Raw genomic sequence first — 11,416 nt, forward strand, 5'->3', positions numbered from 1 at the left:
CCCGCTGCGGGATGCGCGGCGCCGGTCCGGCAGCTCCCACTGGGCCCGGGCCACCACGTGGCCGGCCGGCGCCCAGGAGGTCTCCTCGGCCAGCTCGACGCTGAGGCTCAGGTGCAGCTCGCCCCACGGGGCCTCGCGGGGGGCGTCTCGGAGCACCTCGAGCTGGTCGCCCACACCGATCAGCGTCAGCAGACCCTCTCCTCCGGCCGGGACGGGGGCGCCGTCGTCGTCGGTCAGGGGCTGGACGCCGTCGGCCAGCGGGCGGCCGTCGAGCTCCACGGCCCAGCGCAGCCGCAGGTCCGAGGTGTCGGCCGTGAAGCGCCGGCTGCGGATCCGCACCTGCCCCGCAGCGTGCGCCGCCTCCCCGGGCTCCAGCAGGATGGGCTGCTCGACGGCGGCGTACTCGGCCAGTCCTAGGGTGGGCGTGTGGTCGGAGAGGACCATGCCGTCCATGACGAAGTTCCCGTCGTGGACCACCTCGCCGAAGTCTCCGCCGTAGCCGAAATACTCCACACCGTCCGCCGTCGTGGTGCGGATGCCGTGGTCCCGCCATTCCCAGATGAACCCGCCGTGGAGGCGGTCGTAGCGGTCCACCAGCTCCCGGTAGGCGTCCAGCGCTCCGGGGCCGTTGCCCATGGCGTGGGCGTACTCGCAGTGGATGAACGGCTTGGACCGCTGCCGGGCGGACTCGGCGGTCGAGCAGCCCAGCAGCGGGCGGAGGTCGTCGTCGCGGGCGATGGACTCGGTCTCTGGGACCTTCGCGTACATGCGCGAGTACACGTCCGTGTAGGCCCCGGTGTAGTCGCCTTCGTAGTGGACGGGCCGTCCGGGGTCCCGGCGGTGCACCCATTCGGCCATGGCGGCGAGGTTCTCCCCCGTGCCGGACTCGTTGCCCAGGGACCAGAGCACGATCGAGGGATGGTTCTTGTCCCGCTCCACGGTGCGGCGGATCCGGTCCAGGTAGGCCTCCCGCCAGCGGGGGTCGTCGCTGGGGTTGTCCACCCAGCCGTCGGCCTCGAACCCGTGGGTCTCCAGGTCGCACTCCAGCACCACCCAGAGGCCGTATTCGTCCGCGAGGTCCAGCAGCTTCGGATGCGGCGGGTAGTGGCTGGTGCGGATGGCATTGACGTTGTGGCGCTTCATCAGCGCCAGGTCCTCGCGGGCGTGGTCCTCGTCGAAGACCCTGCCCCGGTCCGGGTGGGTCTCGTGGCGGTTCATCCCGGAGAACACCACAGGCCTGCCGTTGACCAGCAGCCGGTCGCCGTCGATCTCCACCCGGCGGAACCCGGTGCGCAGCGTCAGGGTCTCGGAGGCGGAGGAGACCAGGACGTCGTAGAGCACCGGCTCCTCCGGGGACCAGGGCCGCACCTGCGCCTGCTCGCCCACCTCCTCACCCCCGACGACGACGGCGGCCACCTCCTCGGGGGCCTGCCATCGGACGTCCACCGCCAGCTCAGGGATCTGCAGGCGCACCGGATAGGCCGAAGGATCCGCCGTAATCTCGGGGATGACGATCCCCCGGCCGGTGGCCGGGTCACAGTCTGAGGTGAGCCAGACGTCGTCGATGCCGCCGGCGGGCCGATGCAGCAGGGTGACCTCGCGGAAGATGCCGGGCATCCACCACTGGTCCTGGTCCTCCAGGTAGCTGCCGGCGGAGAACTGCACCACCCGCACCGCCACCGTGTTGGTGCCGGCGACGACGGCGTCGGTGACGTCGAACTCATGGGCCAGCCGGGAGCCGAAGGCCTCCCCGATCCGATGCCCGTTCACCCAGAGCTGCAGGAAGGACTCCACCCCGTCGAAGCGAAGCAGCACTCGGCCGGTGTCCAGCCAGCTCTGCGGGACCTCGATCTGCCGACGGTGGTCGCCGGTGGGATTCTCGTCGGGCACATGGGGCGGCTCCACCGGGAAGGGGTACTGCACATTGGTGTAGGCGGGACTGCCGTACCGGCCGTCGAGCACCCAGTGGCAGGGCAGCTCGAGGGTGTCCCAGCCGGCGTCGTCATAGTCCGGGGCGGCGAAGGCCTCCGGCTCCTCCTCCCCCAGCACACCGTGTCCACCAGGGGTCCCCGGCACGGCGGGAGAGAGGCGGAACCGCCAGGGACCGCTGAGGTCCCGTCTCTCGGCGTCGCTGGCCTCCACCAGCCAGGACCGCGGAGCCTCCAGGGCACCGGCGCCGGGCCGGTACGAGACGTGGTCCACGGGAGCGGACACCGGGGTGGACATCGGGGCAGAGGTCACTTCACAGCACCTTCCGTCAGGCCGCCGCGCCAGAAGCGCTGCAGCACGATCATGGCCAGGGCCAGCGGGATGATGGACAGCAGCACCCCGCCGGTGGTCAGTTCGTAGAACTCGGGCAGCCGGTCGGTCTGGCTGCGCCAATGGTTGAGCCCCAGGGTGATGGGGAAGAGCCGCTCGTCGGTGAGCATGACCAGCGGCAGGAAGTAGTTGTTCCAGATCCCGACCAGCTGGAAGAGGAACACCGTCACCAGCGCCGGGGTCATGATCCGCAGGCCGAGGACGTGGAAGATGCGGATCTCCCGCACCCCGTCCAGCCGCGCCGCCTCGATCAGCGAGGTGTCCACGGTGGCGTCGGCATAGATGCGGCACAGGAACAGGCCGAACGGCGAGACCAGGGAGGGGATCAGCACGCTCCAGTAGGTGTTGACCATGCCCAGCTGGCTGAACAGCAGGAACAGCGGCAGCGCAGTGGCGGTGCCGGGCACCAGCACTCCGCCGAGCACGAGGCCGAAGATGAGGTTCCGGCCGCGGAACGCGTACTTCGACAGGGCGTAGCCGGCCGCGGCGGCCAGGTAGGTGGCGATCAGCGAGCCCACGCCGGCGTAGAGCAGCGAGTTGCCCAGCCAGCGGAGGAAGACGCCGCCGTCGTAGCTGAGGACCTGGCTAAGGTTGCTGAGCAGGGCGATGTTCTCCGCGAAGAGGAACCCGTGGGTGCCGAAGAGGTCGTCGGTGGTCTTCGACGCCGCCACGATCACCCAGTACACGGGCACCAGGAAGTAGAGAGCCACGATGGTCAGCACCCCGGTGACGATGATCGTCCGGGCCGCGCGGGCGCGGCCGCCCGGCACGACGGTGCCGCGGGGCTGCTCTGCGCGGGCGCCCTGCGGAGGGGGCCCGACGTCGGCTTCGTGGGCCTTCGCGGCGGCGGTCTCGGCGGTGCTGGCGGCCGGGGTCATCGCGAGCTCCTGTTCGTCAGCCGGAGGAAGGCGAAGGACAGCACGAACGCCACCAGGGCGATCAGCACCGCCTGGGCGGCGGCGACCGTGTAGTCGTTGTAGGCGAACGCGGTGGTGTATGCCGACAGGTTGGGCGTGTACTGGGAGTCGATGGTCGGCGCCACCTGGGCCAGCAGCTGCGGCTCGGCGAAGAGCTGCAGGGTCCCGATGATGGAGAAGACGGTGGTCAGCACCAGGGCGGGGCGGATCAGCGGCAGCTGGATGCTGAACGCCAGGCGGGCGGGCCCGGCGCCGTCCACGCGCGCGGCCTCGTAGAGCTCGGGCGGGATCGCCTTGAGCTGAGCGATGATGATCAGCATGTTGTAGCCGGTGTAGGTCCAGGTCACGATGTTCGCGATGGACCACAGCACGGTGCCCGCACCCAGGAAGTCGATCTCCAGTCCGAACCAGGCATGGGCGGTGTCGACGATGGGGCTCAGCCCCGGGACGTAGAGGAAGGACCACAGGATGGTGGCCAACACCCCGGGCACGCCGTAGGGCATGAAATAGGCCGCTCGGAAGAAGCCCGGCCAGCGGGCCGAGGCCGACTCCAGCAGCAGCGCCAGCACGGTGGCCAGGGTGATCATGATCGGCACCTGCACCACGCCGAAGAGCAGCATCCGTCCGATGGAGGCGATGAACTGCCCGTCGGCCAGGGCCAGCCGGTAGTTCTCGAACCAGGCGAAGGTGCTGGTGACCCCTTCCTCGCCGAAGAGTCCCTCCCGCTCCACCAGGGTGAAGCTCTGCCCGAGCGCCATGAGGATCGGCAGCACGAAGGTGAAGAGGAACAGCAGCAGGAACGGGGTGACCAGGATCCACGGCGCCACCGCCGTGGGGCTCGGACGCCTCCTGACACCCGATCGGGCGACGTCGGGGGCCGCCGTCGTCGTGGTGGGTGTGCTCATCGTTCTGCCCTCCGGATGGTCAGCCCCTTGGTCGCGAAGACCTCCATGGTGCTCTGCTCGGCACGGACGACGGCGTCCACCAGGGAGGCGCCGCGGGCCTTGCCGCGGAACTCGTCGGCGAGGATGTTGAAGGTCTGCTGCGTGATGGGCCACCACTGCCAGTCCGCGTTCTGATCACCTGCGGCGGGCTCGAAGACCTCGGTGTTGTAGTGCTGCCCGCCGAAGAACTCGCTGGCCCCCTCCCGCGGCGTCCCGATGTGATCGGGGTTCGTGGACCAGCCGATGCCGCTGTTCTCGATCAGCGAGTCGATGCCCTCCGGGCTGGAGTTGAGCCAGACGGCGAACTCCATGGCCTCATGGGGGTGGGCGCTGTTGGCCAGCACGGCGGTGGAGGAGCCGCCCAGATGCGAGGAGCCGTACCCGGTGGGCCAGGTGGGCAGCGGGGCGACCCGCCATCTCCCTTCGGCCCCGGAGACGCCGGAGAGCAGGGCGTCGCCCCAGCTCGCGGAGGCCAGGGAGACGATCTGGTCGTTCGCGGCGGCGGCGAACCAGCCGGGGCTGTAAGGCTGATGCTGGGTGGTGACCAGGCCGTCGTCGACGATCTCGTCGAAGAACCGGGCCACCTCCAGGGTGCGCTCCCCGGCCATGTCGATGACCCAGCCGTCCTCCTCCGCCTGGAACCAGGTGGCTCCGGCCTGCATGGCATGAGCGGTGAACACGGAGGTGTCCGCCAGCGGGAAGGAGTCCATATACATGCCCGCCTGGCGGACCTCGGCGGCGACCTCGGCCCACTGCTCCCAGGTCTGCGGCGGCTCCGCGCCGACCTCCTCCAGCAGGTCGGGGCGGTAATACATGGCAGTGGGACCGGAGTCCTGAGGGATCCCATAGACGCCGCCGGCGAAGCTCACCTGCCCCCAGAGGGTGGGGTCGAAGCGGCCCTCGTGCTGTGCCACGTCATAGCGGCTGAGGTCCACCAGCCCGTTGACCATCAGGAACTCGGGGATGGTGCGCATCTCCACCTGGGCCAGATCGGGCCCGGCACCGGCGGCGAGCGCGCTGTAGAGCTTCTGGTACCCGCCGTCGTTGCCGCCGGGTATCCAGGCGATCTCCACCTGGATGTGGGGGTTCTGGGCGTTCCAGATGTCGGCCACCCGCTGGAGGTCCTTCAGCCACGCCCAGTAGGTGAGGGTGACAGTCTCCCCTGCTCCGGCCGGCGGGCGGGTGGGCTCGGCGTTGACGGAGGTGGTGCCGGGCACCGCACATCCGGACAGCGCCAGCGCTCCGGCACCCAGACCGAGGCCGAGACCGCCGCGGAGCAGCTGACGGCGGGAGAGCGATGTCATCAGCGGTCACCTCACAGTGCTTCAGGGGATCGAGCCGTCAGGGAACAGTGCCGTCAGGGAACAGTGCCGTCAGGCGGTGACGCCGGCCGGCCGGCCCTGGACAGTCGCCTCCGCAACCCCACGATTCCAACAGGACTGAACATTCCCGACCAACTATCAACGCTCAGAATCGCTGTGTCAAGCGTCACAGCACACGCGTCACGGCGCGCCGCCCGACGGTCCCTGGTGGCACACTGGAGGCATGCGCATCGCCCTGCTGCAGGACACCGCCGTCCCGCTCGACATCGACCACAACCTGGGCCTGATCTCCGACGCCGCCCAGCGTGCGCGCGCCGCCGGCGCCGAGCTGCTGGTCACCCCGGAGCTCTTCGCCACCGGGTACGCTCCGGCGCTGATCCGCGCCTCGGTGACGCCGGAGGCTGTGCTCGACGCCCGCGAGCGCCTCACCACCATCGCCCGCGAGGCGGGGATCGCGCTGGTGCACAGCCTCCCCGGCGACGGCCCGGCCGAGGCCCGGCCCATCCAGGGCACCCTGGTCTCCCCCGACGGCGAGACCCTGGCCGTCCACACCAAGATCCACCTCTTCGGGCCCGAGGAGAAGGCCGCATTCGTCCCCGGGGAGGACGCCCCTCCGGTGGCGGAGCTCGGCGGCCTGACGCTGGGGCTGGTGGTCTGCTACGACATCGAGTTCCCGGAGACGGTGCGCGAGCTCGCCCGGCGCGGCGCCGACGTCGTGCTGGTCCCCACTGCCCTGGCCGGGGGCTTCGCCGGGGTCACCGGCACGCTGATCCCGGCCCGCGCCCTGGAGAACCAGCTCACCGTGGCCTACACGAACCACGCCGGGATGGAGGACGGGCTGCTCTTCGACGGCGCCAGCGTGGTCGCCGGACCCGACGGCGTGGTGCTCGCCTCCGCGGGTGCAGGACCTGAGCTGCTGATCGCCGAGGTCGGCCCCGCCCAGGGGGGACGCTCTCCCGAGGAGGCGCGGGAGGGACCCTGGTACCTGCGGGACCGCCGCCCGGAGCTCTACCGGCGCTGGGCGGATCACTGAGTGAAGCGCTGAGTGAAGCGCTGAGCGGAACACCCGGGGGAGCCGCCGGGCGGAGCGGATGACGGATCATCCGGATGATCCTTCTTCAGGATGATGCCCTCCGCCGACCCGTCCGGAAGGATGAGGGCCATGGACATCCTCGCCCTCGCTGACCTGACCCACGCCGGCGCCGCCGTCGCCGACACCGCCGTCCCCATGGTCCCGGAGGACAGCTTCTACGGCCGACTCCAGGCGTGGACGATGGCGCTGCACCCGGCCTGGCAGTGGCTGGGCATCATCCTCATCGCCGCGATCCCCATGGTGGAGTCCTACGGCGGCGGGTTCCTGGGCGTGCTCGCCGGCATCCACCCGGCCGTGGCCATCGTCGCCGCCGTCGTCGGGAACATGCTCTCCCTGGCTCTGGTCGTCTACGCGGCGCACTGGGTGCGCGGCTCGGTGCTGAAGAAGCGCGACCCGGAGGCGGCCGAGACCAAGAAGACCGCCAAGCGTGAGCGGGTGATGCGGATCTTCAACCGCTTCGGCGTGCCGGGGGTCTCCATCTTGGGGCCGCTGGCCCTGCCCTCCCAGGTGACCGCGCCGCTGATGGTCTCGCTGGGCGCCTCCCGGCAGGCGGTCATGCTGTGGATGCTGGTCTCCGTCATCCTCTGGGGTGCGGGCTTCGGCCTGCTGGGCCTGGGCTTCCTGCAGCTGATCACCTGAACGAGGCGATCAGCTGAGCGGACCCTGGCCCCGCCTCACTGCTGCTCCTCGTCCCGCGGGTAGCGCTGCCGCTCGCGGGTCCCCTGCGTGAGGTTGCGCAGGTCCGAATCGGCGTCGAAGTTGGAGCCGATCGCCCCGGCGAAGGTCCCCAGGGAGGCCGCCAGCCACGCGATGTCCCGATAGTTGGAGAAGGCCGCCTCCACCTGCAGGCTCTCGGCCATGTACCCGGGCTCGATGAGCACCAGGGAGATCACCAGCACCCCGAGATAGAGCAGCGCGTACAGCGAGAGCACGCTGACCAGCAGGCTGATCACGGTCGAGGTGTTGTACATCAGCGCCAGGCGTTTGCCCCCGACGGCGGAGGGCCGGTCCCACAGTCGGTTCCGGGAGATCAGCCACAGCACCAGGAAGATGACCCCGGCGCAGGAGATGACCGCCAGCCGCCAGCCCGGCAGGCTGATCGCCATGTCCCAGATGGAGTCGTAGAAGATGCCGAAGGCGCCGGTGGCGCAGGCCGCCGCGAAGACGCCGGAGAGCCGCGGCAGGGACAGCAGCGGCTCGTTGTTCGCCACCATGCCCAGGGTCATCCAGACCCGACCCGGCAGCGAGTGCTTCGGCGTGATGTAGGCCCGCTGGCCCTCCCGGCCCTCCTCCAGCCGGACGCCGTGGCCGCCCTTGGCACGGGCCTCCTCCAGGGACCGGTGGGCCAGGGCCTCCACCGCTCGGTCCGCCTCGCGGCGCAGCGAGTGCATGACGGCCACCGGCCCCAGGCTGGCCATGGAGATCACCGCGAGCTGACTCTCGAAGTCGAGCTCCACGCTCTTGGTCAGCCCGGCCTGCAGCCGGGGGATCTCGGTGACGACGATCGTGATCTCACTGCCGTCCTCCTCCGCCCAACGGATGACCTCGTCCAGGTCCAAGGTGCCGTCGGAGCGCAGCGGCAGCAGCAGCTGCTGGTGGGTGATCTCATGGTCCTCACCCCAGGGCGTGCGCCCTTCGATGAGTCTGCGCACGTGCATCGAGGTGCGACCCGGGTCCGAGTAGATCGCCAGGGTCGGCTTCTCCTCTGCCTCGGCCGAGGGCTCGGCCTCGTGCTGCGTGCGCTGACCCTGATTGGACGTCTCCTGCTGCCCGCGCTGGTCCTGTCCGCCCTGATCCTCCGCGTCACGTGCTGAGACTCCCTCGGGGGTCTGCTCGGCCATGCTCGCCTCCCTGTGGTGGTGCGCCGCCGTCGTGTCCGCGCCCGTCAGCCGGGCACGACTACGAGCCTAGCGAGTGCCGGCAGCGATGTCGCCGCTCCGGCACCATCAGCGTCACCGACCGAGCGCCTCGAGCACCAGCGGCCTGACCTTCGCCCCGTAGAGCTCCACGGCCTGCATCATGTGCTCATGCGCCAGGGACCCGTTGCCGTACTTCATGCCGAAGCGGGAGGCACCGAGCAGCCGCACGGTCTTCACGATCTTGGCCGCCACGGTCTCCGGAGAGCCGACGTAGAGCGACCCGTGCTCGACCTCCTGGTCGAACTGGTCACGCCCCGGGCGGCCGGTGCCCCAGCCGCGCTCGGCGCCGAGCTTCTCCATGGAGTCCGCCCAGGAGGGGTAGAAGGTGTCACGCGCCTGCTGGTCGGTCTCGGCCACGAAGCCGTGCGAGTGCACGGCGATGCGCCGCGGACCCTCCTGCCCGAACTCGCGCAGGGCCTTGTGGTAGAGCTCCACCAGCGGGGCGAACCGCCCGGGCGCGCCGCCGATGATGGCCAGCTCCAGCCCGGCGCCCAGGCGCGCGGCCCGCACCACCGAGGCCGGGGTCCCACCCACGGCCACCCAGGTGGGCAGGCCGAACTCGTGATCGGTGGTGGGGAACACCCGCTGCGCCTTCAGCCCCGATCGGGTGGCGCCGCTCCAGGTGACCGGACCCTCCGAGCGCAGGGCGGTGAACAGCTCGGCCTTCTCCTCGAAGAGCGTCTCGTAGTCGGACAGGTCGTAGCCGAACAAGGGATAGGACTCGATGAACGATCCCCGCCCCAGGGACACCTCGGCCCGGCCTCCGGTGAGCCCGTCGATCGTGGCGAAGCGCTGATAGACACGCACCGGATCGTCAGAGGACAGCACGGTCACCGCGGAGATGAGCTTCATCCGCTCCGTGACGGCACCGATGGCGGACAGGACCACGTCCGGTGCGGAGATCGCGTAGTCGGGACGGTGGTGCTCACCGACACCGAAGACGTCGACGCCGACCGAGTCGGCCAACCGCGCCTCGGCCAGGACATTGCGCAGCACCTCAGGCTGGGAGAGCCGACGGGTGCCGTCGGGACTCTCGGTGACGTCGCCGAAGGTATGCAGTCCCAGTTCGACATGAGGCGCCTGCCGCTCGGTGGAGCGGTCGGGGCCGCCGACGTCGGCGCTGGCCTGGAGGTCGCTGCGGGGAGTGTTCGAGGTGGTCATGGCAGGCACAACCACAGGAGCCGCACCTCCATTCCTCAAAATTTGAAATTCATACTCGAACGCCTCGCCAGACGCACGAATCGCTGTTCCAGGGTCCGAGCAGGTACAGTGGGAATCCTTGCGAACCTCTCATGGGTTCCCTGCGTCGCCAGGACGCCTCGCCCTCTGGAGCCATCACGGTCCACGGCCGAAGAAGCCTCTCTCTAGCGGCGAACGAGAGCACCGACCGGTGCTCCCGCCCCCTCAGCCAGAGCTGCCGCTCGCCGTCCTCCGGACCGCAGGGCCGCCGCCGTCTGGCGCCATGAAAGGCCCCGACACCGCTTTGTCACACACCACGTTCACTGACCTCGGCGTGCCCGCCCCCCTCGTGCGGTCGCTGGCAGCCGAAGGCAAGTTCACCGCCTTCCCCATCCAGCAGGACACCCTGCCCGACACCCTGGCCGGGCGCGACGTGCTCGGCCGCGGCAAGACCGGCTCCGGCAAGACGCTGGCCTTCTCCATCCCGATGATCGCCCGCCTGGGCACCGACGACGCCGCCTCCCGCCGCCGTCCGCGCCGCCCCCGTGGACTGGTGCTGGCCCCCACCCGGGAACTGGCCACCCAGATCGACGCCGTGCTGCAGCCCCTGGCCGCCGCCTACGGGATGCGCACCACCACCATCTACGGCGGCATCAGCCAGAAGCGCCAGGTCGACGCGCTCACGCCGGCGTCGACGTCGTCGTCGCCTGCCCCGGCCGCCTGGAGGATCTCCTGCAGCAGCAGGCCCTGAGCCTCGAGGCCGTCGAGGTCACCGTGCTGGACGAGGCCGACCACATGGCCGACCTCGGCTTCCTGCCCGGCGTGACCCGCATCCTGAAGAAGACCCCCGAGCACGGCCAGCGGATGTTCTTCTCCGCCACGCTGGACAACGGCGTGGACAAGCTGGTCCGCCAGTTCCTGCACAACCAGATCCTCCACTCCGTGGACGACCCCACCTCGCACGTCTCCGCGATGACCCACCACGTCTTCGAGGTCGACCCCGACGAGAAGAAGGACCTGGTGCGCACCCTGGCCTCCGGCACGGGCAAGCGCATCCTGTTCACCCGCACCAAGCACCAGGCCAAGAAGCTCGCCAAGCAGCTGACCGGCCAGGGCATCCCGGCCGTGGACCTGCACGGCAACCTCTCCCAGAACCAGCGTGACCGGAACCTGGCCGCCTTCGGCCAGGGCGGCGTCCAGGTGCTGGTGGCCACCGACGTCGCCGCCCGCGGCGTGCACGTGGACGGCATCGAGCTGGTGGTCCACGTGGACCCGCCGGCCGAGCACAAGGCGTACCTGCACCGCTCCGGCCGCACCGCCCGCGCCGGCAGCGCCGGCGACGTGGCCACCGTGATGCTGCCCGAACAGCGCCGGGACACCCAGACGCTGCTGAAGAAGGCCGCCATCAAGGTCACCCCGCAGCGGGTGTCCCCGGACTCCGAGGCCGTGGCCGAGCTGTCGGCGAGATCGCCGCCCCCGTGGAGCCGGCGCCCGCCCCGCAGGGCGGACGCGGCGGCCAGAACGGTCGCGGCCGACAGAACGGACGTGGCGGCCAGAACGGTCGCGGCGGACGTGGCGGCCAGGGTGGACGTGGCGGCCAGCAGGCTCGGCGCCGGAGCACGGGACTCGGGCGGACGCAGCTCGGGCGGACGGGGCCGCTCCGCGCCCAGTCCGGACCCTCGCACGCTTCCCCTCAGGAGTCGCGCCCCGCCCAGGGCGCCCG

General features: G+C 70.6%; 10 protein-coding genes. 4 read left to right on the forward strand and 6 right to left on the reverse strand.

From position 1 onward, the window contains the following. From BCY76_RS16230 to BCY76_RS16245, 4 genes are all read right to left on the reverse strand, one after another. Window positions 1-2,226: glycoside hydrolase family 2 TIM barrel-domain containing protein (locus BCY76_RS16230; RefSeq protein WP_139827855.1), on the reverse strand; the 2,226-nt coding region annotated here is incomplete at its 3' end. An 11-nt stretch (window positions 2,227-2,237) separates the two neighbouring features. Further along, window positions 2,238-3,197 (reverse strand): carbohydrate ABC transporter permease, encoded by a 960-nt coding sequence (locus tag BCY76_RS16235; protein WP_070158519.1) that lies wholly within the window; start codon window positions 3,195-3,197, stop codon window positions 2,238-2,240. Then, the gene (locus tag BCY76_RS16240) at window positions 3,194-4,141 is read right to left on the reverse strand and encodes a carbohydrate ABC transporter permease (RefSeq protein ID WP_070158518.1); all 948 of its coding nucleotides are present in this window, start codon (window positions 4,139-4,141) and stop codon (window positions 3,194-3,196) included. The genes BCY76_RS16235 and BCY76_RS16240 overlap by 4 nt, the downstream gene beginning before the upstream one ends. After that, window positions 4,138-5,484, reverse strand: coding sequence for an extracellular solute-binding protein (locus BCY76_RS16245; protein ID WP_085437922.1), 1,347 nt, complete (start codon window positions 5,482-5,484; stop codon window positions 4,138-4,140). The genes BCY76_RS16240 and BCY76_RS16245 overlap by 4 nt, the downstream gene beginning before the upstream one ends. Before the next feature lie 241 nt (window positions 5,485-5,725). On the opposite strand from BCY76_RS16245, the gene BCY76_RS16250 reads away from it, so the two are divergent. Next, window positions 5,726-6,535, forward strand: a complete 810-nt coding sequence (locus BCY76_RS16250; protein WP_070158517.1) for a nitrilase-related carbon-nitrogen hydrolase — start codon at window positions 5,726-5,728, stop codon at window positions 6,533-6,535. A gap of 129 nt (window positions 6,536-6,664) precedes the next feature. Continuing rightward, window positions 6,665-7,234: a hypothetical protein gene (locus BCY76_RS16255; protein ID WP_237090234.1), complete on the forward strand. Its 570-nt coding sequence runs from the start codon at window positions 6,665-6,667 to the stop codon at window positions 7,232-7,234. A gap of 35 nt (window positions 7,235-7,269) precedes the next feature. On the opposite strand, the gene BCY76_RS16260 is transcribed toward BCY76_RS16255, so the two are convergent. Together BCY76_RS16260 and BCY76_RS16265 are read right to left on the reverse strand one after the other, a co-directional pair. Continuing rightward, window positions 7,270-8,436 carry an oligosaccharide repeat unit polymerase gene (locus BCY76_RS16260; protein ID WP_083277219.1) on the reverse strand — a complete coding sequence of 389 codons (1,167 nt, stop codon included), beginning with the start codon at window positions 8,434-8,436 and terminating at the stop codon, window positions 7,270-7,272. A 111-nt stretch (window positions 8,437-8,547) separates the two neighbouring features. Then, on the reverse strand, window positions 8,548-9,675 hold the full coding sequence (locus BCY76_RS16265; protein ID WP_083277218.1) for an Atu2307/SP_0267 family LLM class monooxygenase: 1,128 nt from the start codon (window positions 9,673-9,675) through the stop codon (window positions 8,548-8,550). Window positions 9,676-10,027: 352 nt separating this feature from the next. On the opposite strand from BCY76_RS16265, the gene BCY76_RS20850 reads away from it, so the two are divergent. Then, a complete protein-coding gene (locus BCY76_RS20850; RefSeq protein ID WP_442935368.1) occupies window positions 10,028-10,444 on the forward strand; it encodes a DEAD/DEAH box helicase in 417 nt (138 codons plus the stop codon). Next, window positions 10,426-11,416: helicase-related protein (locus tag BCY76_RS16270; RefSeq protein WP_442935369.1), on the forward strand; the 991-nt coding region annotated here is incomplete at its 3' end. The genes BCY76_RS20850 and BCY76_RS16270, both read left to right, overlap by 19 nt.

Source organism: Nesterenkonia sp. PF2B19 (assembly GCF_001758425.2).
In the GTDB taxonomy this organism is placed as follows: Bacteria; Actinomycetota; Actinomycetes; order Actinomycetales; family Micrococcaceae; genus Nesterenkonia; species Nesterenkonia aethiopica.

Bases quoted from the DNA above. Each gene is read 5' to 3' on its own strand.
- BCY76_RS16235 (WP_070158519.1), bottom strand. From the start codon at position 3,197: ATGACCCCGGCCGCCAGCACCGCCGAGACCGCCGCCGCGAAGGCCCAC.
- BCY76_RS16245 (WP_085437922.1), bottom strand. From the start codon at position 5,484: ATGACATCGCTCTCCCGCCGTCAGCTGCTCCGCGGCGGTCTCGGCCTC.
- BCY76_RS16260 (WP_083277219.1), bottom strand. From the start codon at position 8,436: ATGGCCGAGCAGACCCCCGAGGGAGTCTCAGCACGTGACGCGGAGGAT.
- BCY76_RS16265 (WP_083277218.1), bottom strand. From the start codon at position 9,675: ATGACCACCTCGAACACTCCCCGCAGCGACCTCCAGGCCAGCGCCGAC.
- BCY76_RS16250 (WP_070158517.1), top strand. From the start codon at position 5,726: ATGCGCATCGCCCTGCTGCAGGACACCGCCGTCCCGCTCGACATCGAC.
- BCY76_RS16240 (WP_070158518.1), bottom strand. From the start codon at position 4,141: ATGAGCACACCCACCACGACGACGGCGGCCCCCGACGTCGCCCGATCG.
- BCY76_RS16255 (WP_237090234.1), top strand. From the start codon at position 6,665: ATGGACATCCTCGCCCTCGCTGACCTGACCCACGCCGGCGCCGCCGTC.